At 60.5% G+C, this 25,063-nt stretch carries 25 protein-coding genes and 1 tRNA gene; 8 read left to right on the top strand and 18 right to left on the bottom strand.

What is annotated here, in order from left to right; all coding sequences use genetic code 11:
• The first annotated feature begins 88 nt into the window (after window positions 1-88).
• From ilvA to rapZ, 5 genes are all read left to right on the top strand, one after another.
• The gene (gene ilvA / locus ACQ4WZ_RS23630) at window positions 89-1,624 is read left to right on the top strand and encodes a threonine ammonia-lyase, biosynthetic (RefSeq protein WP_101483631.1); all 1,536 of its coding nucleotides are present in this window, start codon (window positions 89-91) and stop codon (window positions 1,622-1,624) included.
• 136 nt (window positions 1,625-1,760) lie between these two features.
• Window positions 1,761-2,603, top strand: a complete 843-nt coding sequence (queF, locus tag ACQ4WZ_RS23625; protein WP_101483630.1) for an NADPH-dependent 7-cyano-7-deazaguanine reductase QueF — start codon at window positions 1,761-1,763, stop codon at window positions 2,601-2,603.
• 333 nt (window positions 2,604-2,936) lie between these two features.
• Complete coding sequence (locus ACQ4WZ_RS23620; RefSeq protein WP_071079718.1) at window positions 2,937-3,419, top strand: PTS sugar transporter subunit IIA; 483 nt, start codon at window positions 2,937-2,939, stop codon at window positions 3,417-3,419.
• Window positions 3,420-3,455: 36 nt separating this feature from the next.
• Entirely contained in the window at window positions 3,456-4,391 is a 936-nt protein-coding gene (gene hprK / locus ACQ4WZ_RS23615; protein ID WP_034753337.1) for an HPr(Ser) kinase/phosphatase, read from the top strand.
• A 420-nt stretch (window positions 4,392-4,811) separates the two neighbouring features.
• Window positions 4,812-5,675 carry an RNase adapter RapZ gene (gene rapZ, locus ACQ4WZ_RS23610; RefSeq protein WP_101483629.1) on the top strand — a complete coding sequence of 288 codons (864 nt, stop codon included), beginning with the start codon at window positions 4,812-4,814 and terminating at the stop codon, window positions 5,673-5,675.
• A 120-nt stretch (window positions 5,676-5,795) separates the two neighbouring features.
• On the opposite strand, the gene ACQ4WZ_RS23605 is transcribed toward rapZ, so the two are convergent.
• The 8 genes from ACQ4WZ_RS23605 to ACQ4WZ_RS23570 all read right to left on the bottom strand — a co-directional run bounded on the left by ACQ4WZ_RS23605 (window position 5,796) and on the right by ACQ4WZ_RS23570 (window position 12,528).
• Entirely contained in the window at window positions 5,796-6,881 is a 1,086-nt protein-coding gene (locus ACQ4WZ_RS23605; protein WP_436574642.1) for an enoyl-CoA hydratase/isomerase family protein, read from the bottom strand.
• A gap of 136 nt (window positions 6,882-7,017) precedes the next feature.
• Window positions 7,018-7,377, bottom strand: a complete 360-nt coding sequence (hpf, locus tag ACQ4WZ_RS23600; protein WP_101483627.1) for a ribosome hibernation-promoting factor, HPF/YfiA family — start codon at window positions 7,375-7,377, stop codon at window positions 7,018-7,020.
• 69 nt (window positions 7,378-7,446) lie between these two features.
• Window positions 7,447-8,925, bottom strand: coding sequence for an RNA polymerase factor sigma-54 (locus tag ACQ4WZ_RS23595; RefSeq protein ID WP_101483626.1), 1,479 nt, complete (start codon window positions 8,923-8,925; stop codon window positions 7,447-7,449).
• Window positions 8,926-8,929: 4 nt separating this feature from the next.
• Window positions 8,930-9,685, bottom strand: a complete 756-nt coding sequence (lptB, locus tag ACQ4WZ_RS23590; RefSeq protein ID WP_099760888.1) for an LPS export ABC transporter ATP-binding protein — start codon at window positions 9,683-9,685, stop codon at window positions 8,930-8,932.
• Window positions 9,685-10,278, bottom strand: coding sequence for a lipopolysaccharide transport periplasmic protein LptA (lptA, locus tag ACQ4WZ_RS23585; RefSeq protein ID WP_101483625.1), 594 nt, complete (start codon window positions 10,276-10,278; stop codon window positions 9,685-9,687). Before lptA ends, lptB begins: the two co-directional genes overlap by 1 nt.
• A gap of 25 nt (window positions 10,279-10,303) precedes the next feature.
• On the bottom strand, window positions 10,304-10,915 hold the full coding sequence (lptC, locus tag ACQ4WZ_RS23580) for an LPS export ABC transporter periplasmic protein LptC (protein WP_436574641.1): 612 nt from the start codon (window positions 10,913-10,915) through the stop codon (window positions 10,304-10,306).
• 45 nt (window positions 10,916-10,960) lie between these two features.
• Window positions 10,961-11,494, bottom strand: coding sequence for a KdsC family phosphatase (locus tag ACQ4WZ_RS23575; protein ID WP_133988799.1), 534 nt, complete (start codon window positions 11,492-11,494; stop codon window positions 10,961-10,963).
• Complete coding sequence (locus ACQ4WZ_RS23570) at window positions 11,494-12,528, bottom strand: KpsF/GutQ family sugar-phosphate isomerase (RefSeq protein WP_436574640.1); 1,035 nt, start codon at window positions 12,526-12,528, stop codon at window positions 11,494-11,496. The genes ACQ4WZ_RS23575 and ACQ4WZ_RS23570 overlap by 1 nt, the downstream gene beginning before the upstream one ends.
• Before the next feature lie 84 nt (window positions 12,529-12,612).
• On the opposite strand from ACQ4WZ_RS23570, the gene ACQ4WZ_RS23565 reads away from it, so the two are divergent.
• Complete coding sequence (locus ACQ4WZ_RS23565) at window positions 12,613-14,592, top strand: monovalent cation:proton antiporter family protein (protein WP_436574639.1); 1,980 nt, start codon at window positions 12,613-12,615, stop codon at window positions 14,590-14,592.
• 14 nt (window positions 14,593-14,606) lie between these two features.
• Here the strand turns inward: ACQ4WZ_RS23565 and ACQ4WZ_RS23560 are convergent, their stop codons facing one another.
• From ACQ4WZ_RS23560 to ACQ4WZ_RS23550, 3 genes are all read right to left on the bottom strand, one after another.
• On the bottom strand, window positions 14,607-15,767 hold the full coding sequence (locus ACQ4WZ_RS23560) for a GGDEF domain-containing protein (RefSeq protein ID WP_436574638.1): 1,161 nt from the start codon (window positions 15,765-15,767) through the stop codon (window positions 14,607-14,609).
• Window positions 15,768-15,801: 34 nt separating this feature from the next.
• A complete protein-coding gene (locus tag ACQ4WZ_RS23555; protein ID WP_436574637.1) occupies window positions 15,802-16,653 on the bottom strand; it encodes an MOSC domain-containing protein in 852 nt (283 codons plus the stop codon).
• 128 nt (window positions 16,654-16,781) lie between these two features.
• Window positions 16,782-17,876 (bottom strand): type II asparaginase, encoded by a 1,095-nt coding sequence (locus tag ACQ4WZ_RS23550; protein WP_436574636.1) that lies wholly within the window; start codon window positions 17,874-17,876, stop codon window positions 16,782-16,784.
• Between the two features lie 133 nt (window positions 17,877-18,009).
• On the opposite strand from ACQ4WZ_RS23550, the gene ACQ4WZ_RS23545 reads away from it, so the two are divergent.
• Together ACQ4WZ_RS23545 and ACQ4WZ_RS23540 are read left to right on the top strand one after the other, a co-directional pair.
• A complete protein-coding gene (locus tag ACQ4WZ_RS23545) occupies window positions 18,010-18,501 on the top strand; it encodes a hypothetical protein (protein ID WP_436574635.1) in 492 nt (163 codons plus the stop codon).
• Complete coding sequence (locus ACQ4WZ_RS23540; protein WP_133988801.1) at window positions 18,501-19,337, top strand: MipA/OmpV family protein; 837 nt, start codon at window positions 18,501-18,503, stop codon at window positions 19,335-19,337. The genes ACQ4WZ_RS23545 and ACQ4WZ_RS23540 overlap by 1 nt, the downstream gene beginning before the upstream one ends.
• Window positions 19,338-19,442: 105 nt before the next feature.
• Here ACQ4WZ_RS23540 and ychF read toward each other — a convergent pair whose 3' ends face one another.
• The 7 genes from ychF to ACQ4WZ_RS23505 form a co-directional block, all read right to left on the bottom strand.
• The gene (gene ychF, locus ACQ4WZ_RS23535; protein ID WP_034778348.1) at window positions 19,443-20,534 is read right to left on the bottom strand and encodes a redox-regulated ATPase YchF; all 1,092 of its coding nucleotides are present in this window, start codon (window positions 20,532-20,534) and stop codon (window positions 19,443-19,445) included.
• A 216-nt stretch (window positions 20,535-20,750) separates the two neighbouring features.
• Window positions 20,751-21,335: an aminoacyl-tRNA hydrolase gene (pth, locus tag ACQ4WZ_RS23530; RefSeq protein ID WP_436574634.1), complete on the bottom strand. Its 585-nt coding sequence runs from the start codon at window positions 21,333-21,335 to the stop codon at window positions 20,751-20,753.
• A gap of 115 nt (window positions 21,336-21,450) precedes the next feature.
• Complete coding sequence (locus ACQ4WZ_RS23525) at window positions 21,451-22,062, bottom strand: 50S ribosomal protein L25/general stress protein Ctc (protein WP_101483612.1); 612 nt, start codon at window positions 22,060-22,062, stop codon at window positions 21,451-21,453.
• Between the two features lie 166 nt (window positions 22,063-22,228).
• Complete coding sequence (locus ACQ4WZ_RS23520) at window positions 22,229-23,179, bottom strand: ribose-phosphate pyrophosphokinase (RefSeq protein ID WP_034753270.1); 951 nt, start codon at window positions 23,177-23,179, stop codon at window positions 22,229-22,231.
• Window positions 23,180-23,329: 150 nt separating this feature from the next.
• A tRNA-Gln gene (locus ACQ4WZ_RS23515) sits at window positions 23,330-23,406 on the bottom strand.
• Window positions 23,407-23,509: 103 nt separating this feature from the next.
• Complete coding sequence (ispE, locus tag ACQ4WZ_RS23510; protein ID WP_101483611.1) at window positions 23,510-24,394, bottom strand: 4-(cytidine 5'-diphospho)-2-C-methyl-D-erythritol kinase; 885 nt, start codon at window positions 24,392-24,394, stop codon at window positions 23,510-23,512.
• Window positions 24,391-25,029 carry an outer membrane lipoprotein LolB gene (locus ACQ4WZ_RS23505; RefSeq protein ID WP_436574633.1) on the bottom strand — a complete coding sequence of 213 codons (639 nt, stop codon included), beginning with the start codon at window positions 25,027-25,029 and terminating at the stop codon, window positions 24,391-24,393. Before ACQ4WZ_RS23505 ends, ispE begins: the two co-directional genes overlap by 4 nt.
• Window positions 25,030-25,063 lie beyond the last annotated feature (34 nt).

Raw genomic sequence — 25,063 nt, 5'->3', positions numbered from 1 at the left:
TTGTCGCCAGGCTATCCGCCGCGGCGCCGCCGCTATCGACCGACACGCTCCAGTACCTTTCTGGCCCAGAATCACTTGCTAGCAGACTATGAACATCGACTACCTCAAGAAAATCCTGACCGCCCGCGTCTACGACGTCGCCACCGAAACGCCGCTGGAACTGGCCCCTGCCCTGTCGCAGCGCCTGAACAACCAGATTTACTTCAAGCGCGAAGACATGCAAAGCGTGTTCAGCTTCAAGATTCGCGGCGCCTACAACAAGATGGCCCAGCTCAGCGATGCGGAACGCAAGCGCGGCGTCATTTGCGCCTCGGCCGGCAACCATGCCCAGGGCGTAGCACTGTCGGCCGCGCGCATGGGTTGCCGCGCCGTCATCGTCATGCCCACCACCACGCCCCCCGTCAAGATCGACGCCGTCAAGGCACGCGGCGGCGTGCATGTGGAAATCGTGCTGCACGGCGAGTCCTACACGGATGCCTACAACCACGCGCTGACCCTGGAAAAAGAACAGAAGCTGACCTTTGTGCATCCGTTCGACGATCCGGACGTGATCGCCGGCCAGGGCACGATAGGCATGGAAATCCTGCGCCAGCATTCCGGTCCCATCCACGCCATCTTCGTGGCCATCGGCGGCGGCGGACTGATCGCCGGCGTAGCTGCCTACGTGAAACAGATTCGCCCCGACATCAAGATCATCGGCGTGCAAACGGTCGATTCGGACGCCATGGCGCGCTCGCTCAAAGCGGGCGCGCGCGTCACCCTGCCCGACGTGGGCCTGTTTTCGGACGGCACGGCCGTGCGCCTGGTGGGCGAGGAAACATTCCGCCTGGCGCAGCAATATGTCGATGACATCATCATCGTCGACACGGACGCCATCTGCGCCGCCATCAAGGATGTGTTTACGGATACGCGCTCCATTTTGGAACCGGCCGGCGCACTGGCCATCGCGGGCGCCAAGGCCTATGTGGAGCGGGCCAGCCTGAGCAAGCACCCTATCGTCAACCAGACACTGGTCACCATTGCCTGCGGCGCCAACATGAATTTCGACCGCCTGCGCTTCGTCGCCGAGCGTGCCGAGCTGGGCGAGTTCCGCGAAGCCGTGTTTGCCGTCACCATGCGCGAACAGCGGGGCAGCTTCAAGCGCTTCTGCTCGCTCATCGGCGCGCGCAATGTGACGGAATTTAATTACCGCATCAGCGATGAAAAAGCCGCGCACGTGTTCGTCGGCATCCAGATCGCCGACCGGCATGAATCCGGGGCGATGGCGAAGAAATTCGAAGAGCATGAATTCAAGACGCTGGACTTGACGCACGACGAGCTGGCCAAGTCGCACATCCGCCACCTGGTGGGCGGCAAGAGCCGCCTGGCGCAGGACGAGCTGCTGTACCGCTTTGAATTTCCCGAACGTCCGGGCGCGCTGATGCGCTTCCTCGACAGCATGGCGCCGAACTGGAATATTTCCCTGTGTCATTACCGCAGCCAAGGCGGCGACGTGGGCCGCATCCTGGTGGGCCTGCAAGTGCCGCCCGATGAAATGGGAGAATTCGCCCGCTTCCTCGATACCTTGGGCTATCGTTACTGGGATGAAAGCAGCAATCCTGTGTACAAGCTGTTTTTAGGGTAAGCCAGAAGGTCAGTTCCTTCGGAATCCGAATGCGCCCCACTGGGGCGCATTCCCCCTCAGGGCCTGACCCCGGTCCTTGCCGTTGGGTTGAAATAGGCTACCATTCACCCTTCACAGAATTTGTAGCCACGCCACCATGACCACCACCAACGACCTCGCCGAACTGTCGCCCCTGGGCAAAAGCTCGGCCTACCGCACCGATTACGCGCCGGAACTGCTGTTTCCGATTCCCCGCCAGGGCAAGCGCGATGAACTGGAACTGCACGGCACACTGCCATTCTTTGGCCTCGACATCTGGAATGCCTACGAACTGTCGTGGCTGAACCAGCGCGGCAAGCCGCAGGTGGCCATTGCCAAGATCAGCGCGCCGGCCGATTCGCCGAACATCATCGAATCGAAATCGTTCAAGCTCTACCTGAACTCCTACAACCAGACCAAACTGGATAGCCCGGAAGCCCTGTTGACCTTGCTCAAGCAAGACTTGTCGAATGGTTTTGGCGCGCCTGTGCAAGTGGAACTGACCTTGCAGGAAGATTTCGGCAAGCTGAAAATGGGTGAATTCGATGGCGTGCTGCTGGACCGCCTGGACCTGGAAATCACGCAGTACTCGCCTTCGCCGCAACTCTTGAAGGCAGCGCTGGACGCAGCACCGGTGGAAGAAAAACTCGTCTCGCACCTGTTGAAATCGAATTGCCTGGTGACGGGCCAGCCCGACTGGGGCAGCGTGCAGATCGAGTATGCAGGGCCACAGATCGACCAGGAAAGTCTGCTGCGCTATCTGATTGGCTTCCGCGAACACAATGAATTTCACGAGCAATGCGTGGAACGCATCTTTGTCGATATCTTGCGCCAGTGCAAGCCGCAAAAACTGTCCGTGTATGCGCGCTATACGCGCCGCGGGGGCCTCGATATCAATCCGTGGCGCAGCAACTACAGCACGGGCGCGATGCCGGGCAATCTGCGCAATGCGCGCCAGTAACACCGCACAACACCTTGAAATCATGCCAGCAGGAATATTGGCTGTGTTTTAAAACAACGTTGCGGTAGTGCCCCAGTGCATGTCAAAGACGCTGAAAAATCGGAAAATCGGCATTCGGCGGCGGAAAAACCGGTGCGCTACGTGTTTTTAATCAAGAAATAGCCGATACACCCCAGCGTTGGTTTTTTGCTAAAATGATGGCGACATGAGCTGTAGCGCCCACTGCGCCCGCAGCGGGCGTATACTGTTGAGAATTGGCGTTACAGGCCGCGGAAACAGGCCTATAATTCGGCTCGCAAGCCCTCTGCGCATTGCACCATTTCATTGAGTGTCATGACTAATCTTAGCAAAATATTATCTCTCGAAAACGTCCTGCTGGACCTGGAAGTCTCCAGTAAAAAGCGCGCTTTCGAGCAAGCCGGCCTGATCTTCGAAAACAATTACGGCATCGCCCGCTCTACCGTTTCGGACAATCTGTTTGCCCGCGAACGCCTGGGCTCGACTGGCCTGGGCCATGGCGTGGCTGTGCCGCATGGCAGGGTCAAGGGCAGCAAGACCCTGAAAGCGCCGCTGGGCGCCTTCGTGCGCCTGGCCGAGCCGATTCCCTTCGAGTCGCCCGATGGCAAGCCTGTCAATCTGCTGTTTTTCCTGCTGATTCCGGATCATGTCACCCAGCAACATCTGGAAATCCTGTCGGAAATCGCCGAAATGTTTTCCGACGACGCGTTCCGCACGGCGCTGGCCACGGATCCGGAACCGAAATCCGTGCATTCGCGCATCGTCAATTGGCAACCCAGTCTGCAAGCGGCAGGTTAAACTTCAGGTATTCCTCCACTCCTGAAGAAGACTGCCATGTTGCAAACGCCGCTGACGATACAACGCCTGTACGACGATAATCGTGAAAGTCTGCAACTGGGCTGGTTCGCCGGCTTCCCCGGCGGCGAACGCCTGATCTCGGGCGACGTCTCGTCGGCCGCCGACCAGGTGGGCCACTTGAACCTGATCCATCCGGGCCGCATCCAGGTCTTTGGTCACCAGGAAATCAATTACTATCAGCGCCTGAAGGTCAATACGCGCACCCATGTGATCGGTGAACTGATCGCCGGCGGCCCGCCCGCGCTCATCATCGCACAAGGGCTGGAAACGCCGCCCGACATCCTCGCCATCTGCGACGAGCAAAACATTCCCCTGTTCTCGACCCCGCTGCCGGCAGCGCAAGTGATCGACTTCCTGCGCGTCTACCTGTCGAAAAAGCTGGCGCAGCGCATCATCATGCATGGCGTGTTCATGGACGTGCTGGGCGTCGGCGTGCTGATCACGGGCGATTCGGGCCTGGGCAAGAGCGAACTGGGGCTGGAACTGATTTCGCGCAGCCACGGCCTGGTGGCCGACGACGCCGTGGAATTTTCGCGCATCGCGCCCAATATGATCGAAGGCCGCTGCCCGCCTCTTCTGCAAAATCTGCTGGAAGTGCGGGGCCTGGGCTTGCTTGACATCAAGGCCATCTTTGGCGAAACGGCCGTGCGCCGCAAGATGCGCTTGAAACTGATCGTGCATCTGGTGCGCCGCAATGCGCTGGAAGAAGAAGTCGAGCGCCTGCCCTTCCTGTTCCCCACGGAAGACGTGCTCGGCTTACCCGTGCGCAAGGTCGTCATCCCCGTCGCTGCCGGCCGCAACATCGCCGTACTGCTGGAAGCGGCCGTGCGCAATACCATCTTGCAGCTGCGCGGCATCGATACCTTGCAAGAGTTCATGGAACGGCAACGACTCGCCATGAGTGGCGATTAATGTTGCCAAGGAGTTCGCCCTTGCAAGGGCGAACCGTTACGCAGGCACGCAGCAACGCTGCGTGAATTCCCTGCTCACCAACGACTCGCCATGAGTGGCGATTAATGTTGCCAAGGAGTTCGCCCTTGCAAGGGCGAACCGTTACGCAGGCACGCAGCAACACTGCGTGAATTCCCTGCTCACCAACGACTCGCCATGAGTGGCGATTAATAACGTAGGTCGGATTAGCGGGGCAAGGCCCCGCGTAATCCGACAACAATGTTGGCCTATGCCGCAGCGTCGGCTTACGCGCTTTGCGCTAAGCCGACCTACTATCTGTGCTCGAGCATTTGCTTCACCAACATCACAATCAAAATTGCAATAATTTGTAAAGAGCATTGCCTTGGAGCGCAGTGCCGATCTTTATTGTATGATCAGCCTATGCATATCGTCCTTATCACCGGAATATCCGGCTCCGGTAAATCCGTCGCGCTCAATGTGCTGGAAGATACCGGTTACTATTGTGTTGACAACCTGCCACCGGCGCTCCTGCCCAGCCTGGTGCAAACGCTGCTCGACGAAGGTACACCGCAACTGGCCGTCGCCGTCGATGCGCGCAGCGCCGAGTCGCTGACCAGCCTGCCGCACAATGTGGCGCTGCTGCGCGACCAGGGGCACGACGTCAAGGTAATGTTCCTCACGGCCACCACGCATTCGCTGGTGGCGCGCTTCTCGGAAACGCGGCGCAGCCATCCCCTGTCGCATGAATTGCGCCCGAACCAGAATCCGGCCAGCCGCCGTACCCTGATCGAGTGCATCTCGGAAGAACGGGAACGCCTGTCGGCCATCGAACAGCTGGGTCATGTAATCGATACCTCGGAACTGAGCGCCAACAAACTGCGCGCCTGGGTCAAGGATATTGTCGCCTCCGAACGCGCGCCCCTGATCCTGTTCTTTGAATCCTTCGCCTTTAAACTGGGCGTGCCGCTGGACGCCGATTTCGTCTTCGACGTGCGGGCCTTGCCCAATCCCTATTACGACTTGGCGCTGCGCCCGCTCGACGGACGCGACGCACCCGTGATCGCCTTCCTCGACGCGCAGCCCAGCGCGCTGGAACTGCTGGCCGACATCCGCGCCTTCATCGAGAAATGGTTGCCATCATTCAAGTCCGACAACCGCAGCTACCTGACGGTGGCGCTGGGCTGCACGGGCGGCCAGCACCGCTCGGTGTACATGGCAGAACGGCTGGCGCAGTATTTCGGCCCCAATGAACGGGTCGTGCTACGCCACCGCGAACGTAGCTAGAACGCCATTAAAATCTACTGCGCTTCGGTATAGGTGGTCTGCGATGCTCATGTGCGTAAAGCACAGTTCCGCTTCTCAACCACCCCTCCCTTCCGCTCGCTACGGTGTTATTTGGCGTTGTTAATCCAGATGGCGCAGCGGATGCGCTTGCGCCGGCCAGACGGGGGCAAAGAAGCGCGCCACCATGGCCGCATCAACCTCGTCCAGGCTGGCAGGGTTCCAACGCGGAGCATTGTCCTTGTCGACCACCAGCGCGCGCACGCCTTCCAGCACTTCGCCATGCTCGAAATTGTGGCGCACCACGGTGCGCTCCATGCGCAGGCAATCGGCTACGCCCAGTTGGGCGCCCCGCTGCAACAATTCCAGGGTCACCGACATCATCAGCGGCGAACGCTGGCGCATGGCCGCCAGCGCCTTGCTGGCAAACGCGCTGTCATCCTGCGCCAGCGAAGCCATGATGGCAGCGACGGAGCCAGCGCCGAAATGGCGGTCCAGCGCCGCGCGCGCCATGGTCAGCGCAGAAACGCCCACCTGGGCCTGGAACGGCGCTGCCAGGGCCTTGATGGCGACCGGCAAGCCCTGGCCTGGCGTCGATTCGAACAGGGCCAGCAGCGCCCCCATCTGCGCCTCGGGCAGGTACACATCGGCCAGGCCCGTGTACAAGGCATCGGCCGCGTTGATCGTCAAGCCCGTCAAGCCCAGGTACAAGCCCAGCTGACCGGCCAGGCGAGACAGGAAATAACTGCCGCCCACGTCGGGAAACAGGCCGATATTGACTTCCGGCATGGCCATGCGCGTGCGGCCCGTCACAATGCGCAGGCGGTTGCCAGGCCCTGCCTGCGCCACGCCCATGCCGCCGCCCATCACCACGCCATCCATCACGGCGATATACGGTTTCGGATAGAAGTGGATTACATGATTTAAAGCATATTCTTCCGTAAAGAAATCTTCCAGCAACGCACTGCCGCCCTGCGGTGTGGCAAGGCCTGCATCGTAAAAGAAACGGATGTCGCCACCGGCGCACAGGGCTTTCTCACTGCTGGAACGGATCACCACGGCGTCCACCTGCGGATCGTCGCGCCAGGCCAGCAAAACGGTACTCAGAGCGCGCACCATCTCCAGCGACAGGGAATTCAGGGCTTTGGGGCGGTCGAGCACGATGTGGCCCGTGCGGTTGCGGATGGAGGTCTGGACGAAGTCGCTCATGGCAAAGTAAATAGAAGTGAGAACGGGCACATTCTAGCGCCTGTGAGGGGAACATAGCGCTCAACAGCTACGGGCGCAAAAAAGGGCGCAATGTGCGCCCTTAGTTGATCACAACCAGTTGAAAGTCGCAGGCCGCTTAGGCGGCGGCGAATTCTTCTTCCGAGTTGTCTGGCAGATGCTTGATCGCCTCTTTACCGTGCCCTTGCACTTTGGTTTTGTACTTCATCACTTGCCTGTCCAGCTTGTCGATCAGGATATCGATGGCGGCATACAGGTCGTGCGCCAGACTTTCCACATAGACAGTTTTGCCACTCAGACGCAAATTGACTTCGGCCTTTTGACGTTTTTCTTTCTCTTTGAGGTTATCCACGGTCAGAATCACGGCGATATCGATGACTTGATCGAAATGCCGTTTCACGCGTTCCAGCTTCGTTTGTACGTATTCACGGATGGCTGGTGTGACTTCGAGATGATGTCCGCTGATGGTGAGATTCATACACACTCCTAAAGATGATCGGGTTCGTGCGGTCCATCGTATCCGGCCCGCAGAGGAACCGAAAAAAACTTACAAACACTTACGCAGGCTCACTGGCGGAATTTTCAACGCTTCCCGGTATTTGGCAACAGTACGTCGCGCAATCACCATGCCTTGTTCCCCCAGCATGTCCGCAATCTTACTGTCGGATAAAGGATTTTTAGGGTCTTCTGCTCCTGTCAGTTGCACGATCAATGCCCGTATCGCCGTCGATGACGCTTCGCCCCCCGCTTCGGTGGCGACGTGGCTACCAAAGAAATATTTCAACTCGAACATGCCGTGCGGGGTCAGCATGTACTTTTGAGTTGTTACGCGCGAGATAGTACTCTCGTGTAAACCCAGTGTATCAGCTATTTCACGGAGCACAAGGGGGCGCATGGCAACGGCCCCATGCGAGAAAAAGTTCTTTTGTCTTTCTACTATCGCTTGCGCTACACGCAGGATGGTGTCGAAGCGCTGGCGCATATTCTTGATCAGCCACTTGGCTTCCTGCAACTGTGCGCCCATGGCACCCTCGCCCTTGCCCTGCTTGAGCAAGTTGGCGTACATGGCGTTGACGCGCAGGCGAGGCATGACGTCGTTGTTCAGTGTGACTTGCCAGCCATTGCGCGCGCGCTTGACGACGACGTCGGGCACCACGTAATCGGACACGTCCGAGGCGAACACGGCACCCGGATGCGGGTTGCACTGGCGAATCACCGTCTGCGCTTCGCGCAAGTCTTCATCATCGCAATCGAGGGCTTTTTTCAGCTTGTTAAAATCGCGCTGGGCAAACCAGGCCAGGTGTTTTTCCACAATGACGAGGGCCATGCGCCGCGTCACCATGGCGATGTGCGGCAAGCGCTTGATTTGCAGCGCCAGGCATTCGGACGCGTTGCGCGCGCCCACGCCGGGCGGATCGAAACTTTGCAACAGGGACAAGGCCGTACGCATCTCGTCAGCGTCGATTTCCAGCTCTTCCGGCAAACGCGCCAGGATGTCGTCGAGCGACTCTTCCAGGTAGCCATTGTCGTCGAGCGCGTCGATGATCAGCTCGACGAGCGCGCGGTCGCGCAACTCGAGCACCGTCACGCGCATCTGCTCCATCAGGTGTTCGCGCAAGGTGCAGTGGTGGGCTTCAAGTTGCGGACGGGAATCTTCGTCGTCGGGCGCCTTGCCCCTGCTCGCCTCGCTCCAGTCGCTGTCGCCGCCCTCCGCTGCGGCAGGGCTGTCGCCAGCCTCGCCATCAAAGGTTTCCGCTTCGGCCGGCGCGGCGGGTGCCTCCTGGCCTGGCGGCTGGGGCGGTGCTTCGGCCGGCGCGGCCGTGGAACTCAAGGCGCCGTCGGACAGCAGGCGCAGCGAACGGTCGAGCGGATCGTCGAGGCGTTCGAGCAAGGGATTGTCCGTCAGCAACTGCTCCAGCTCCTGGTGCAATTCCAGTGTAGACAATTGCAACAGGCGTATCGATTGCTGCAACTGCGGCGTCAGTGCCAGGTGCTGCGAAGTGCGCAGCTGCAATGATTGTTTCATTGGCTCACATACGGAAGTGTTCGCCCAGATAGACCCGGCGTACCGACTCGTTCGCGATGATGTCGTCGGGGCGTCCCGACGCCAGCACCGAGCCCTGGTTGATGATGTAGGCACGGTCGCAGATACCCAGCGTCTCGCGCACATTATGATCGGTGATCAGGACGCCGATATTGCGCTCCTTCAAGAAGCGCACGATACGCTGGATCTCGATCACGGCGATGGGGTCGACACCGGCGAACGGCTCGTCGAGCAGGACGAAACGGGGGTCGGTGGCCAGCGCGCGGGCGATTTCCACGCGGCGGCGCTCGCCGCCAGACAGCGACAGCGCCTGATTCTCGCGCAATTTTTCAATCTGCAAGTCGGCCAGCAATTTATCCAGGCGCTCCTCGATCTCGGCCTTCTTCAAGGGACGGCCTTCGACGGTCTGGATTTCCAGCACGGCACGGATATTGTCTTCCACCGTCAGCTTGCGGAACACGGACGCTTCCTGCGGCAGATACGACAGGCCCATCTGCGCGCGGCGGTGGATCGGCAGGCGGGAAATATCCACGCCGCTGATATCGATACTGCCGCCGTCCGACGGCACCAGGCCGACGATCATATAGAACGAGGTGGTCTTGCCGGCGCCGTTCGGCCCCAATAGCCCGACCACTTCTCCGCATTCGACTTGCAGCGAGACATCATGCACGACTTGCCGCTTGCCATAGGTTTTTTGCAGCCCGCGAACGATCAGGGTGCTGCCGCAACGAGTATTGTCCATTATTTATTTCCTGACGCGGGCGTGGCCGGCGCTTTCTCCGCCGCCGGTGCCTTGGGCTTCGGCTGGATCACCATGCGCACGCTGCCGCCATCGGGGGTGCTGGTGCCGCTATCGGAATTTTCCATCGCAAATTCCTCCTTGCGGCTGTCATACGAGATGAAGGCGCCGTTGGCCACGTCGGTCGGCTTCGTGCCTTCCAGGCGCGTCAACTTGGCCTTGGAAAACAGTTTCACGACTTCCGTCTTGTTGTTGTATTCCACGCGCTCCGCCTCGCCCTCCACCCACAGGTCGCCTGCGCCATCGCGCTTCTGGCGGAAGGTGGCCAGCTTGCCAGGATCGGCCCAGAAAGTGATGAACTGGTAGCCTTGCGGGTCTTCCGTGATCAGGGCCCGGCCCGCCTTCATGGTCAGAGTCCCTTTCACCAGCACCACATCGCCCGTCAGGGTACGCACCTGCTTGACGTCATCGACGTGGCCGCTACGAGCCGTGATGATGGCTTCCTTCTCGGAATCGGCTTTCTCGGCATGTGCCGTGCCCACGATGCCCAGCGAGCAAATGGTCGAGAATAGAGTCAATAGCAAGATGTTCTTCATAGTATGGTTTCCTTGTTTCATTCTGTCATTTTGCCGCCGCGGCCGGGCGCGGTTTCGGCGGGAGGACCATGCGCAGCGCATTCTGCACTTCCACCACGCCGGTGGCGTTATTGGCCTTCATGCCCACGCCATTGATGCGCGAGGCGCCCGTCAAGATATCGACAGGCACGTTCGTCTCCATTCTTTCCTCATCCGGGAACACCGTCAGCGCTTCCGTCTTGACCGTCAGGTTCTGTGACTTCGGACTGGCCACGCGGTCGATCACGACATTGCGGTGCAGTTGCAGCCGGGTATTGTCCTGGTCGATATGCGCCAGTTCCGCATTCATGTTCATCGGCGGCATGCCTGGCGACAGTTTGCGCACGAAAGGCTGGTCGATATCGGATGAATCGTCCAGCGGAAAATGGGTGAGCTTGGTGCCCGACACGATATAGCTGGGCTTACCCGTCAAGTCCATGCGCACCAGGCTGAAATTGGTGATGAAATAGTCTGGCTCATCCTGATGCTTGCTGGCCGTGATGTCCAGGCCATTCTTGTTCATCACTTCCAGCAGCCAAAAGCTGCCCAGCGCAAAGACGACTGCCCCCAGCACGGTAAAAATCATGCGCCAGCGATGGGCGCCTCCTGGCTTACGCATAGGAATTCACTCTTTCAAATATCACTGGCGGCGAGGCGGTACGCCTCATTCCAGGAACGGCGCCATGACGCGCGCATAGTTGTTCTGGGCGCGCAGCACGAATTCACAGATCTCGCGCACCGCGCCGCGGCCGCCGCCGGCTTGCGTCACATGGTGCGCCAGGCCCAGCGCTTCCGGACGCCCGCCTGGCACGCTGACGGCAAAGCCAACGCGGCGCAGGATGGGCGCATCGATGACATCGTCGCCGATATAGCCGCATTGTTCTTCCGTCAAGCCCGTCAGCGCCAGCAATTCGCGAAACGGTGTCAGCTTGTCATGACCGCCCTGGTGCACATGGGTAATGCCCAGGTCTTGCGCGCGGCGCGCCGTGATGGCCGAGCGGCGCGCACTGATGATGGCCGTCTGCACGCCCGATTCCTGCAGCAGCTTGATGCCCAGGCCATCATACACATTAAACGTTTTCATCATCTCGCCATCCGGGCCGAAATGCAGGCTGCCGTCGGTGAGCACGCCATCGACGTCAAAAATCATCAGTTTGACCTTGGCCGCCCGCGCCAGGTTGTCCGCAACGCTGTCCATCAGATCACCTTCGCTTGCGTCAGATCATGGATATGCAGGGCGCCCACCAGTTTGCCGCCGGCATCGACGACCAGCATCTGGTTGATGCGGAACTGCTCCATCACGGCCACGGCGTCCACTGCCAGGCGTTCGGGCGCGATGCTGCGCGGCTGCGCATGCATGACGTCGCGGATCGCCACTTGCGTGAAATCCTGCACGCGCTCGAACATGCGGCGCAAGTCGCCATCGGTGAACACGCCCACGGGACGGTCATCCGCATCGACGACGGCCGTCATGCCCATGCCCTTCTTCGTCATTTCTTCCAGCGCCTGGAGCAAGGAAGCGTCCACGGCCACCTTGGGCACCCGTTCACCGCTGCGCATGACGTCATGCACATGCGTGAGCAGGCGACGGCCCAGGGCGCCGCCCGGGTGCGAGCGGGCAAAATCTTCTTCCTTGAAGCCGCGCAAGTCCAGCAAGGCCACGGCGATCGCATCGCCCAGGGCAAGGGTCACAGTGGTGCTGGCCGTCGGCGCCAGGTTCAGCGGACAGGCTTCTTTCTCAACAGAAATATCCAGGTGCACGTCGGCCAGCTGAGCCAGGCTGGAGTTCGGTTTACCCGTCATGGAAATGAGCACGCCGCCCATGCGCTTGACGACGGGCATGATGGCCATCAATTCCGACGATTCTCCGGAGTACGATATGGCAATAAAAGCATCTTCCGAAGTGACCATGCCCAAGTCGCCATGGGCCGCTTCGGCCGGATGCACGAACAGGGCCGGCGTACCGGTGGAAGCGAGCGTGGCGGCAATCTTGCGTGCGATATGGCCGGACTTGCCGATGCCGGAGACGACGACACGCCCCTTGCATTGCAGCAACATCGCCACGGCGCGGCCCACGCTGTCGTCCGTGGCCAGGCGCGCGTGCAGCGCAACGATGGCGTCGGACTCGATCTGCAAGGTGGTGCGGGCCAACGCGACGGCGCGCTCGGTCGTCGCTTGCATGTCAATTCGATCAAAAGCTTTCAGCATTGTTTTTTCATGGGTTACACTCATGCCCAAAGTATAAACGAATTAGGAAAGCAAAAAACTTGCCAGTCACAACAAACAACGATTTCCATTGACCGCACCGGGCAACCCATGTTTTCCTCGCTTGAACTGACCCTGATGTTACTCGGCAGCGCCGTGCTGGGCGTGGTCGCTTTCAGAATGTTGCATTTGCCGCCCATGCTGGGCTACCTGGCTGTCGGCATCGTCATCGGCCCCCACGCGCTGGGGCTGGCGGCGGAAAACGAGGCCAGCCACACCCTGGCCGAATTCGGCGTCGTCTTCCTGATGTTTTCCATCGGACTCGAATTCTCGCTTCCCAAATTTCTCGCCATGCGGCGCATCGTCTTTGGCCTTGGCATGGCGCAGGTGGTCACCACCATCATCGCCACCGTCGTCTTCGGCTGGTTCGTCGGCCGCTACCTGTCCGCCTACATCCACCTGAGCTGGCAAGCCGCCTTCGCCCTGGGCGGCGCGCTGGCCATGTCGTCAACGGCCATCGTCTCCAAAATGCTCACGGAACGGCTGGAACTGGAAAGCGAACACGGCCGCAAGATCATCGGCATCCTGCTGTTCCAGGACCTGGCCGTGGTGCCCCTGCTGATCCTGATTCCCGCCCTCACCCGCGATTCCGACAATCTGGCCGAAACCCTGGCCTGGGCCGGCGGCAAGGCCCTGCTTGTCCTCATTTTGCTCCTCTTCATCGGCCAGAAGCTGGTGCGGGGCTGGCTGACTATCGTCGCCAAGCGCCGCTCGCAGGAGTTGTTCATGCTCAACCTGCTGCTGATCACGCTGGGCGCGGCCTGGATCACGGAACGGGCCGGGTTGTCGCTGGCCCTGGGGGCGTTTGTTGCCGGCATGCTCATTTCCGAAACGGAATTCAAGCATCAGGTGGAAGAGGATATCAAACCCTTCCGCGACGTGCTGCTGGGCCTGTTCTTTATCACCGTCGGCATGCTGCTCAATATCCGCGTGGTGCTCGACAACTGGTGGCTGGTCTTGCTGCTGCTGTGCGGCCCCGTGCTGCTGAAATTCGCCCTGATCGCGGGGCTGGCCCGGCTGTTTGGTTCCAGCAACGGCGTGGCCCTGCGCACGGGGTTGGGACTGGCGCAGGCGGGCGAGTTCGGCTTCGTGCTGCTGAACCTGGCTGGCGGCATCAAGTTGATGGACCCGTTCGTCGTGCAGGTGGTGCTGGCCTCGATGGTGCTGTCGATGCTGGTGGCGCCCTTCCTCATCGCCAAGTCCGATGCCATCGTCATGAAACTGGCCGCCAACGACTGGATGATGCAATCGCTGGCCCTCACGAAGATCGCCACGCGCACCATGGCGTCGCAGAAACACGTGCTGATCGCCGGCTTCGGGCGCAGCGGGCAAAGCCTGGCCACCCTGCTGGCAGAGGAAAAAATCGAATACCACGCGCTGGACCTGGACCCGGAACGGGTGCAGGAAGCGCAACTGGCCGGCGCCCACGTCTCGTATGGCGACGCGGGCCGGCGCGAAAGCCTCGTGGCGGCCGGCATCTACCGGGCCAGCACTGTCGTGATTACCTACGCCAACACCCCCTCGGCACTGAAGTTATTGCATTTACTTAAAGAAATGGCGCCAACGTTGCCCGTTATCGTGCGCAGCCACGACGACACCGACCTCGACCAGCTGAAAAGCGCGGGCGCGGCCGAAGTGGTGCCGGAATTGATGGAAGGCAGCCTGATGCTCGCTTCGCACGCGCTGATCATGATGGGCGTGCCCCTGCGCCGCGTGGTGCACCGGGTGCAGGCGGCACGCGAGGAGCGCTACGCCTCCTTGCGCGGCTATTTCCACGGTTCCAGCGACGCGGGCGACGATGCCGAACTGGAACGCCTGCATACGGTCACCGTCAACGAGGGCGCGCAGTGCGTGGGCTTGCCTTTAAGCATGATCGACATAGCCGGCTGCGGTGCATTTGTGACGGCCATCCGCCGCGGCCGCGACCGCCTCGATGTCACGCCCGAAACGCAACTGGCCAGCGGCGACGTGGTGGTGCTGCGCGGCACAGCCGACGCCGTGGCCAAAGCCGAAACATTGCTACTGAAATAATCAGGCGATCCTGGTCAGCCGACCTCCGGCTGCCAGTTGACGACCATGTTGCGTCCACCCGCCTTGGCCTGGTACAGGGCCTGGTCGGCGTGCGCCACCAGTTGCTGCGCCACCGTTTCGATCGGCAACAGGGCCGCGCCCGCTTCAAGGCTGGCCACGCCGATCGATACGCTGACCCACGCTTGCGCGCTGCCCGGCAAGTCAAACATGGTGCCGGCGATGCTGGCGCGGATGCGTTCGGCAACAAACGTCGCGCTGTCGAGGTCGGCGTCGATCAGCAGGACGACGAATTCCTCGCCGCCAAAGCGTCCCAGCGCATCGGAGCGGCGCAACTCCGTGCGGATGCGCGTGGCCACTTCGCGCAGCACTTCATCGCCGCCCTGGTGGCCATAGGTATCATTGACCAGCTTGAAATGGTCGATGTCGATATACATGCATGAAATACAATAATTCTGGCGCCGCGCGCGGGCGATTTCTTCCAGCAGCCGGCGGTCGATATAGCGGCGGTTGTAGACGCCCGTCAGGGAATCGGTCAAGCCGATGTATTTCAGCATTTCATTGCTGATCACGTTTTCCAGGCAAATAGCGATGATGGAGGCCATGTGCTTGATGAAATCCGTGCCCAGCGAGGGCGTAAAGCGCATCACGTCGACGCTGGCCAGGTTCAGGCTGCCGATCAGGCGCTTGTTGCGCAGCAAGGGCACCAGCGCCACGCTGCGCAGGGGAGCGTCGATCTGCGGAAAGCGCGGGCCATGCACGCGTGCATCGAACTGTCCCAGCAGCGGCGACGCCGGCAAGGGCGCTTCTCCCTCGGCCACGGGCGCCGGCGGAGCAAAACCCAGCTCCGCCACGGCATGCACGAACAGCAACTGCGGAAAGGCGCTGAAATCGACGCCCAGCTTTTCCATCACCAGCACGATATCGTCATCCTCGTCGAGCAGGCTCAGAGTGACGCCGTCGAGGTCGGAAATCACGGGCAAGGTGCGAAAGATGGTGCCAATCAATTCGGGAAACGTGGACGCGCTGACGATTTCCAGGTCAAACGCCTGGTGGCGACACATGATGTCGTGGTTGCGCTCGACCTGCTCCAGCAGGAAAGCCATGCGCGCGCGCAAGGCCTGGTTTTCGGCTTCGAGGCTGGCAATGCGCGGGTCCGGCGGTATTGCTTGATTCATAGAAACCTTAAACCCTTCTGTACGGGCGCCATGCTTAAAATGCCAGTTCGAAACCGATGTCCTGCCCTACCACGATACGCTCGTCGCCGCCGCCGGTGACGATGGCGTTCATGCCAAAGCAGATGGCGCCATCGAGCTCGGGCTTGGCGCGATAGCCATGCATGACGTCGAGCGGGTCCGGTCCGGGCACGCCCGTGGCTTGGTCCACCGACGGAATCGGACAGCGCGAGCATGGTTTGACAGGCTTGAGCACAGTAGCGCCAAATTGCAGGAACGCGGCGTAGTCTTCCTCGAAGGCGCCGATATCGCCGATGACCAGGTTGGGACGGAAACGATTCATCGGCAGCGCCTCGCGGCCGGCGGCGCGCAGCTTGTCGTTCACATCGGCGAGCGAGGCACTGCCCGCGATCAGTACCGGGTAGCCATCGGCAAACATGGTCGAGGCGGCCACGCCGTCCGTCCAGGCGGTGCTGGTGGCGCGTACCACGTCCGGGTGAAAGCGCACCAGGCGGCACGGCACGCCGATGGCGTTGGAAAACCAGGTAGCCGTGACGTCATCGCAATCGTAGGCGCGCACGGTATCGTCCCACACCTGCACTTCCAGCATGGGAGCCAGTTCCGGGTGCGGCAAGCCCAGCTCGATTTCCAGGCACAGCATGCCCGGCGCGCGCAATTCCAGCGTGGTGGCCTTGATGGACGGCACGATCAGTGCCATGCGCGGATGTTCGCGCTGGGTCAGGAAGCGGCCCTGCGGATCCACCACCATCCATTCGCGGTCGAAGACGTGCTCGCTCATCAGCCCGGAATGCGTGAGCACGGCCTCCTGCAAGTGGATGCCGGCGCACGATTTGATGGGATACAGGATGATGTCGGACAGGATAGCCATGGACAGGGGACAAGGAACAGTGTTGCTGCTTCTTCCAGAAAGTTATTCAGAAACGAAGTATGGCAGCAAAGCGGGCAAGCGTAAATCGGCCAGGCTCAGCCAATGAGGCTGGCCTGGCGCGACAAGGATCAATACGTGTAGAAAATGCGCTGGATTTCTTGCGTGCTATTCGTTTTGGTCAAGGCCAGCATCAGCAAAATGCGGGCTTTTTGTGGGTTCAGGGTATCCGACACAACACTGTCGAGTTCATCGTCATTGGCTTCGCCATTGCGTGCCACGATGCCCTGGCCGACACGGCTCGAACGCACGATCAGCACGCCCTTCTGGCGCGCCTCTACCAGGGCCGGCTTCATTTGCGCGGCCACGCTGCCATCGCCCACGCCTGCATGGATGATGCCCTTGGCGCCGGCGGCAATGAAGGCGTCCATGCCGACACGGTTCATGTTGGCGTAGCCGTAAACGATGTCCACTTGCGGCAGGGCATCGAGCTTGCTGATGTCAAATTCCGATTCCAGGGTGTGCTTGCGCGTCGACTGGCGGTAGAAAAAGGCCTTGCTGCCCTGGATGTAGCCGAGCATGCCCAGTTCCGGCGACTTGAAGGTGTCGGTCGTCGAGGTGTTCGTTTTGGCGACTTCGCGCGCGGCGTTGATCTGGTCATTCAATGCCACCAGCACGCCCTTGCCCACGGCTTCCTTGCTGCCGGCCAGCATCACGGCGTTGTACAGGTTGATGGGGCCGTCAGCCGAGATGGCGGTCGACGGACGCATGGCGCCCACCACCACCACCGGTTTATGGCTTTTCACGGTCAGGTTCAGGAAATAGGCCGTTTCTTCGATGGTGTCGGTGCCGTGCGTGACGACCACGCCATCGACATCGTTCGAGGCCAGCAGCACGTTGATGCGCTTGGCAAGGGTCAGCCAGTGTTCATTGCCCATGCTTTCGCTGGCGATCTGGAACACTTGCTCGCCTTTCACATTCGCCACTTTTTTCAGTTCCGGCACGGCCGCGATCAGGCGCTCGACGCCCACGGTGGCCGAGGTGTAGCCCACGGTGGTGGTGCTGTCGGCGCCGCTGCCGGCGATGGTGCCGCCCGTGGCCAGGATCACCACATTCGGCAATTTGACGGCCGCTTGCTGCGCGCGCGCCGGGGAAGCGGCGATAAAGCCCATCAGCAAGGTAGCCAGCATCAGCTGTGCACAAGAATGGAATTTGCGTGAAAACATGGTGCTCCCGTGAGGTGTACTGTCAAAAATAACAAAGTCGTGTGCAAATTATATGTCATCCATGCCCGGGGAAATATCCAATTCATGCGTAGCGCGCAAACGTGCGCGCATGCGCATGCGCTACAGTAGCGCCATGTCCACATTGCCCCCCCTCCGCTCTTGCCTCATCCTGCCGCTAGTCTTAATGGCGCTCAACGCCTGCTCCACGCAGATCGAACTGCGCACGGCGGCGCAGCAGGAACAGTTCGCGCGGGAAGCGGCCAGCCAGGGCGACTGGACGCAAGCCATGCGCAGCTACGAGGCAGCCGTCGAAAATGTAGAACTGGGCCGTGGCGACCTCGCTTGGCAGGAGCGGCTGCATCACCAGGCGGGACGCGCCGCCAGCGCGGCCTGCCGCTACGACGCGGCCGAATTTCATTTCCGCGAAGCCATTGCGCTGGCAAAGCGCAGCAAACAATCGAGCGCCCTCAGCTACAGGGCGCTAATCGACCAGTATGAACGCCAGGGCAAGAGGGCGGAAGCGGAAGCCGTGCGCGATGAACTGGGCTGGAACGGGAGGGGGCTGATGGCCTTCGTTGCTGAGTTCGAATCGCTGCCGGTGGGCAAGCCTTGCGGAGTTCCTTGATGAACCTCGCACCCACCTTGCTGGCCGCCTCCGCCGTCTTCGCCGCCATGGCACCGGCGCGCGCCATCGAACCACCGCTGCCATTATGGGAAGCGGGCGTGTTTGGCGGCACAGCCGTCACGCCCGCCTATCCCGGCGCCAGCGAACGCTCGACGCGCAGCCTGGCCCTGCCCTATCTGATTTACCGTGGCAAAGTATTACGCGCCGACCGCTCCGGCGTGGGCGCGCGCCTGCTCGACACGGAGCGATTCGATGTCGATATCGGCTTTGCCCTGTCCTTGCCTGCCAGGTCCAGCGACGTGCCGGCCCGGCGCGGCATGCCGGATCTGGGCACCCTGGTGGAATTTGGCCCGCGCCTGAAAATCAAGCTGGCCGAGCCGACGCAACACAGCCGTCTGGGCCTGGAGCTGCCCTTGCGCGCCGTCATCGAAGCGCGCGGCGGCCTGCACCGCCAGGGCGCCACGTTCGAGCCACGCCTCGTGTATGCGCTGCAAGGCGAACAGCAGGCGTGGCATGTCGATGCCAGCCTGGGCGCCGTGCTGGGCAATGCCGCCATCAACGATTACTTTTATGGCGTCAGCCCCGCGTTTGCCACCGGTCAGCGCCCATCATATGCGGCGAAGAGCGGACTGATGCTCACACGCCTGGGCCTGGGCGGTTCGTACCGGCTGCAGCGGGACTGGCGCGCCTTTGCATTTTTGCGCTACGACAACTACGCAGGCGCCGCCAACCGCGCCAGCCCCCTGCTGCGCCAGAACAGCGGCACCTCTGCCGGCATCGGTCTGATGTGGACATGGCAACGTTCGGATAGCCTGGCGCGCGGCCGCGAGGACTAGAGAACCGTCCAATTGCAGCCATGCTGGTTATCCGGGCAATAAAAAACCCTGCAAATCAATGATTTGCAGGGTTGTCTGTCGCCCCATCCGGGGCCGGGCAGGAAGTTAGACGTTGAACAGGAAGTTCAGCACGTCGCCATCCTTGACCACGTATTCCTTGCCCTCGGCGCGCATCTTGCCCGCTTCCTTGGCACCGGCTTCGCCTTTGTAGGCAATGAAGTCGTCATAGGCGATGGTTTGCGCGCGGATGAAGCCGCGTTCGAAGTCGGTATGGATCACGCCGGCCGCTTGCGGTGCCGTGTCGCCCACATGGATGGTCCAGGCGCGCACTTCCTTCACGCCCGCCGTGAAGTAGGTTTGCAGGCCCAGCAGCTTGTAGGCGCCGCGGATCAGGCGATCCAGGCCTGGCTCTTCCATGCCCATGTCGGCCAGGAAAGCGCCCTTGTCGGCATCGTCCAGGTCGGCGATTTCCGCTTCCAGCGCCGCGCAGATGGCGACGATAGGGGCATTTTGCGATTGCGCGTAGGCCGTCAGCTGGTCCAGCAGCGGGTTGTTGGTAAAGCCCGTGTCCGACACATTGGCCACGAACATGGCTGGCTTGGCAGTGATCAGGCACAAAGGCTTGATCAGTTCCATTTCGTCGGCGTCCAGGCCCATGGCGCGCACCGGCTTGGCGTCGTTCAGGTAAGGCATCATGCGTTCCATGATGGCCAGCAGCTTGGCCGCGTCCTTGTCGCCCGAGCGGGCTTTCTTGTTTTCGCGGTGGATGGCTTTTTCCACGGTGCCCATGTCGGCCAGCGCCAGTTCGGTCTGGATGACTTCGATATCGTCGAGCGGGTTGATCTTGCCGGCCACGTGGATGACGTTGTCATCTTCGAAGCAACGCACGACGTTGACGATGGCGTCCGTTTCGCGGATGTGCGACAGGAACTGGTTGCCCAGGCCCTCGCCTTTCGATGCACCAGCCACCAGACCGGCGATGTCGACGAATTCCACGATGGCATTGACCATGCGTTCCGGCTTGACGATGGCGGCCAGCGCATCCATGCGCGGATCCGGCACTTCAACGACGCCGACGTTCGGCTCGATGGTGCAGAACGGATAGTTTTCAGCCGGGATGCCGGCTTTCGTCAGTGCATTGAACAGGGTGGACTTGCCGACGTTCGGCAAGCCGACGATACCGCATTGGAGACTCATGGAAAACCTTTAATAATCAAAGCACATGGCGCCGTCTATCGGCGTGCTTGCCGTGCTGTTAGGGAAAACGGAGCGATGGTTCGCCATTTTCCGGGGGATAGTGCGTGTGCTGCATTTCAGGGGGTCAATTGTACCCCTGACCGGCGCGCTTCAAAAGCCCGATGATGGGCAAATGACGCCAAAACAGCCGTATCGTGACGCCATCAGGCCCTACTCTCAGGCCGTATGCAACTTCATCGTCGCCGCCTCGAACTTGCCTTCGACGATCTGCGGCATCACCTGCAAGGATTTTTCGATGGCTTGCTCGATCAGCTCCTGGTCTTCGCGGCGCGGACGGTGCAACACGAAATCGGCTACTTGCTGCTGCAGGCTCAGGGTGCGCGGGTGGCCGATGCCCAGGCGCAAGCGCCAGTAATCCTGCGTGCCCAGCGCGGCCGTGATGTCTTTCAAGCCATTGTGGCCGCCGGCCGAGCCGCCTTTCTTCAGGCGCGCAATGCCGGGCATCAGATCGAGCTCGTCGTGCACCACCAGCACTTCATCGGCGGCGATCTTGAAGAAGCGCGCCAGCGCGCCCACGGACTGGCCCGAGCGGTTCATGAAGGTCAGCGGTTCGAGCAGCCAGACTTCCTTGCCGGCTATCGACGTTTTCGCCAGCATGGCGTTATAGCGCGAATCGCGCTGCAAGCGCGTGCCGGGCAAGCTGTTGGCAAGATTGTCCAGCAGCCAGAAACCGGCATTGTGACGGGTTTGTTCGTATTCGGGTCCCGGGTTGCCGAGGCCGACGATCAGGCGTATGGGCATGGCTGTGTCTGCAATGAAAAAGAAAACATTATCGGTGAAAACAGGCAGAAAAAAACCCGCGCGGCGAACCTGGCGGGTTTTTCCTTGCAACTACCGCATTACTGCGGCGGCAAAATTACTTCTTGTCGGCGTCAACAGCAGCGGCTGCTTCAGCTTCAGCAGCAACGTGGCCAGCCGGTACCGAAGCGGTAGCGATGGTCAGGTTGGCGCCGTGGGTGACAGCGGTCACGCCAGCTGGCAGGACCAGGTCGCCGATGTGCAACGAGTGACCGACGTCGATGTTCGACAGGTCAACGTTGATGAATTCTGGCAGTTGGCCTGGCAGGCACGAAACTTCGATTTCGTTGGCAACGTGGCTGATGGTCGCGCCATGCAGTTTGACTGCTGGGGAAACGTCAGCGTTGATGAAGTGCAGAGCAACTTTCACGTGGATAGCTTGCTTAGCGTCAACGCGCTGGAAGTCAGCGTGCAGAACCAGTTGTTTGTATGCGTGGACTTGGAAGTCGCGCAACAGAACTTGCTGGGAAACACCGTCGATTTCCAGATCCAGGATCGACGAGTGGAACACTTCTTTTTTCAACGCGTGGTACAGGGCGTTGTGATCCAGCGAGATCAGCACCGGGGCTTCAGCGCCACCGTAGACGATACCAGGGGTTTGGCCGGAAATGCGCAGGCGGCGGCTCGCTCCGGAACCTTGCAATTCGCGTTTAAATGCGATAACTTTCATGTGATACTCCAAGAAGAACAAGGCAGATGCCTTGTGTTATGAAGATTCCCGCGACCAGGAATCCTCGGAAATGGGCGCATACGCGCCCCGAAAACTAAAACACTGCGGCGCAACAGGCAAAAAGCCGGTCGCGCCGCAGGCATTACGTCTGTTTCTACTTACCGAATTAATCGATAAAGAGGGAAATAACCGAATCACCCTTGATGATGCGCTTGAACGTCTCGGCCAGCAGCGGCGCGCACGTCAATTGACGGATCTTGCCGCAGGCCAGGGCCGCTTCGGACAGGGGGATCGTGTCAGTCACGACCAGCTCATCGAGTGGCGAAGCCGAAATACGGTCGATCGCCGGGCCGGACAGCACCGCGTGCGTGCAATACGCCACGACTTTTTTCGCGCCGCGCTCTTTAAGCACTTCGGCAGCCTTGGTCAGGGTGCCTGCCGTGTCGACCATGTCATCCATGATCACGCAGTTGCGGCCTTCGACTTCACCGATGATGTTCATCACTTCGGACACGTTCGCCTTTGGGCGGCGTTTGTCGATGATGGCCAGGTCGCAGCCCAGGCGTTTTGCCAGGGCGCGCGCACGTACCACACCACCGACGTCCGGCGACACGACCAGCAGATCCTGGTAGTTTTTCTTTTGCAGGTCACCCAGCAAAATTGGCGAAGCGTAGATATTGTCGACTGGGATATCGAAGAAACCTTGAATTTGGTCAGCGTGCAAGTCCATGATCAGGACGCGCTCGACACCGGCTTCCTCCAGCATGTTCGCCACCACCTTGGCCGAAATCGCCACACGCGCGGAGCGTGGACGACGGTCTTGGCGGGCGTAGCCGAAGTACGGAATCGCGGCAGTGATGCGGCCAGCGGAAGCACGTTTCAAGGCATCAACCATCAGCATGATTTCCATCAGACTGTCGTTGGTTGGAGCACAGGTGGATTGCAAAACAAAAACATCCTTGCCGCGCACGTTTTCGTTAATCTCGACCATTACTTCGCCGTCGGAGAATTTCGAAACGTTTGCTTTACCGAGAGGGATGCCGAGGTTTTTTGCGACCCCCTCTGCCAACGCTGGATTCGCGTTGCCGGTAAAAACCATCAGGTTTTCGTAAGCCATGGGAGTCCCAAGAGGTGATATAGAAGTCTTGAAAAGCACTAACCGGGCATGGGCCCGGTCAGTCATTGTTTAGAATATGCCGCGTGGCGACATATCTGCTTTTTCCCGCACTGGACGCTAACTTCGCATCGACAGACTACGGTGAAATGGTGGCAGGGGAAGAAGGATTCGAACCTTCGCATGCTGGAATCAAAATCCAGTGCCTTAACCAGCTTGGCGATTCCCCTACGTTACTGACTGCTTGCCGTCATGTTGGCCAGTATTATACCGACTATTTGACGCTAAGCAAAATCTTTTTTTGCTGCTTGCTTTGCTTTGCTTTGCTTTGCTTTACAACAGCGTGAGCATCGGGTGGCGACTCAGCGCTTTTGCCTTCCAGGCGATCCAGACTGGTGGCACATTGCTGAGCACCGCATCCGCTTCTTCCTGACTGCCAAACGCACTAAACACACAAGCACCGGAACCAGTCATCCTGGCCTCACCGTAAGCACCCAGCCATTCTACCGCATCTGCTACCGGCTTGAAAAGACTGCATGCCACTTGCTGTAAATCATTCTTACCAAACCCGCCCGCATCGTTTCCTTCTGCGAGGTACCTGGAAAAGTCCGCTATTGTGACGGGTTCGGTATTTCTCGTCAAGCCTTCCGCGCAAAAAATTGCCGCGGTGGGCACTTGCACGCCCGGCTCGATCACCACATACCAGCATTCGGGCGTGGTGACGGGCTGCAGTGCCTCGCCCACGCCTTCGGCAAAGGCATTCTCACCAAAGATGAAAAACGGGATGTCGGCACCCAGCGGCAAGCCCAGCGCCATCAATTCCTCGCGCGTCAAACCCGCCTGCCACAGTCGGTTCAATGCCATCAGGGCCGTGGCCGCATCGGACGAACCGCCGCCGAGGCCTCCCCCCATGGGCAACACCTTGTCGATGGCGATATCGACGCCGCGCGGCAAGGCGCCCGTGCGGCGCAGCACTTCCGCTTGCAGCAAGCTGGCGGCACGGATGATCAGGTCCTGCTCCTCCGGCACGCCGGCGAGGGCCGTCACGCGGACAATCGCCGTGTCGTCGCGCAGCGCGAAGTGCAAGGTGTCGCCATGGTCGAGCAATTGGAACACCGTCTGCAGCAGGTGGTAGCCATCGGCGCGGCGGCCGTTGACGTGTAGAAATAAGTTCAGCTTGGCCGGGGCCGGGCAATTGTTCAGCGTCGTCAGTGTCATGGTGCAGGTGCGGAAGGGGCGGGATCGAGCACGATGCGCAGCGAGACGGCATCGGCCTGCGCGCTGGCATTACGTTCCGCATCGATACGCCGCGGTTGGGGCAAGGCGCCCGGTGTATTGTCTGCAGCATCTTGCCACGACACATAGCGCAAACGCCAGCCATCCTTGGTGGTCACGCTGTCGTTGGCCGGCGAAGCGACAAAGCGCTTGCCATCGGCGCCCACGGCATAGCCCTGCAGCCAGTCGCGCAAGCCCGACACGGGCAAGGACCAGCCCAGCATCTGCGCGCTCAAGGTATCGACATCGGGCGCGCTGCGCGGCGCCTTGCCGCTTTGCGTCAACACGGCCTGCTGCGGCGAGACGGCGATGGTGGCCAGGGTACTGCCGACGGGCGAATACAGTGTCACGTCCGTGCGCTGCGCCGTCTGCTGCCAGTTGAAATTGACGGTGGCCGATTCGGGCCTGTCATCCTTCTGATACACCACGTTCAAGCGGCCCGTCAGCTCCAGCTGCTCGCGGTAAGGCGCCACCGCCTGCGACGATGGCGCGGCGCCGGACGAAAAGGGAGAGGTCAGGGTCGAGCAGGCCGACAGGGCCAGGCAGACGAGCGTGAGGGTGAAGAGTTTTTTGGGCATGGGAATAATAAAGAACCAGCAGCGTAAAGCTGGG

Origin of the sequence: Janthinobacterium darwini (assembly GCF_051380905.1) — a bacterium.
Classification (GTDB): Bacteria; Pseudomonadota; Gammaproteobacteria; order Burkholderiales; family Burkholderiaceae_D; genus Janthinobacterium.
This window is presented reverse-complemented; position numbering and strand designations above follow the sequence as displayed.

Coding starts and splice junctions, on each gene's coding strand:
- ilvA (WP_101483631.1), top strand. CDS start 89: ATGAACATCGACTACCTCAAGAAAATCCTGACCGCCCGCGTCTACGAC.
- queF (WP_101483630.1), top strand. CDS start 1,761: ATGACCACCACCAACGACCTCGCCGAACTGTCGCCCCTGGGCAAAAGC.
- ACQ4WZ_RS23620 (WP_071079718.1), top strand. CDS start 2,937: ATGACTAATCTTAGCAAAATATTATCTCTCGAAAACGTCCTGCTGGAC.
- hprK (WP_034753337.1), top strand. CDS start 3,456: ATGTTGCAAACGCCGCTGACGATACAACGCCTGTACGACGATAATCGT.
- rapZ (WP_101483629.1), top strand. CDS start 4,812: ATGCATATCGTCCTTATCACCGGAATATCCGGCTCCGGTAAATCCGTC.
- ACQ4WZ_RS23605 (WP_436574642.1), bottom strand. CDS start 6,881: ATGAGCGACTTCGTCCAGACCTCCATCCGCAACCGCACGGGCCACATC.
- hpf (WP_101483627.1), bottom strand. CDS start 7,377: ATGAATCTCACCATCAGCGGACATCATCTCGAAGTCACACCAGCCATC.
- ACQ4WZ_RS23595 (WP_101483626.1), bottom strand. CDS start 8,925: ATGAAACAATCATTGCAGCTGCGCACTTCGCAGCACCTGGCACTGACG.
- lptB (WP_099760888.1), bottom strand. CDS start 9,685: ATGGACAATACTCGTTGCGGCAGCACCCTGATCGTTCGCGGGCTGCAA.
- lptA (WP_101483625.1), bottom strand. CDS start 10,278: ATGAAGAACATCTTGCTATTGACTCTATTCTCGACCATTTGCTCGCTG.
- lptC (WP_436574641.1), bottom strand. CDS start 10,915: ATGCGTAAGCCAGGAGGCGCCCATCGCTGGCGCATGATTTTTACCGTG.
- ACQ4WZ_RS23575 (WP_133988799.1), bottom strand. CDS start 11,494: ATGGACAGCGTTGCGGACAACCTGGCGCGGGCGGCCAAGGTCAAACTG.
- ACQ4WZ_RS23570 (WP_436574640.1), bottom strand. CDS start 12,528: ATGAGTGTAACCCATGAAAAAACAATGCTGAAAGCTTTTGATCGAATT.
- ACQ4WZ_RS23565 (WP_436574639.1), top strand. CDS start 12,613: ATGTTTTCCTCGCTTGAACTGACCCTGATGTTACTCGGCAGCGCCGTG.
- ACQ4WZ_RS23560 (WP_436574638.1), bottom strand. CDS start 15,767: ATGAATCAAGCAATACCGCCGGACCCGCGCATTGCCAGCCTCGAAGCC.
- ACQ4WZ_RS23555 (WP_436574637.1), bottom strand. CDS start 16,653: ATGGCTATCCTGTCCGACATCATCCTGTATCCCATCAAATCGTGCGCC.
- ACQ4WZ_RS23550 (WP_436574636.1), bottom strand. CDS start 17,876: ATGTTTTCACGCAAATTCCATTCTTGTGCACAGCTGATGCTGGCTACC.
- ACQ4WZ_RS23545 (WP_436574635.1), top strand. CDS start 18,010: ATGTCCACATTGCCCCCCCTCCGCTCTTGCCTCATCCTGCCGCTAGTC.
- ACQ4WZ_RS23540 (WP_133988801.1), top strand. CDS start 18,501: ATGAACCTCGCACCCACCTTGCTGGCCGCCTCCGCCGTCTTCGCCGCC.
- ychF (WP_034778348.1), bottom strand. CDS start 20,534: ATGAGTCTCCAATGCGGTATCGTCGGCTTGCCGAACGTCGGCAAGTCC.
- pth (WP_436574634.1), bottom strand. CDS start 21,335: ATGCCCATACGCCTGATCGTCGGCCTCGGCAACCCGGGACCCGAATAC.
- ACQ4WZ_RS23525 (WP_101483612.1), bottom strand. CDS start 22,062: ATGAAAGTTATCGCATTTAAACGCGAATTGCAAGGTTCCGGAGCGAGC.
- ACQ4WZ_RS23520 (WP_034753270.1), bottom strand. CDS start 23,179: ATGGCTTACGAAAACCTGATGGTTTTTACCGGCAACGCGAATCCAGCG.
- ispE (WP_101483611.1), bottom strand. CDS start 24,394: ATGACACTGACGACGCTGAACAATTGCCCGGCCCCGGCCAAGCTGAAC.
- ACQ4WZ_RS23505 (WP_436574633.1), bottom strand. CDS start 25,029: ATGCCCAAAAAACTCTTCACCCTCACGCTCGTCTGCCTGGCCCTGTCG.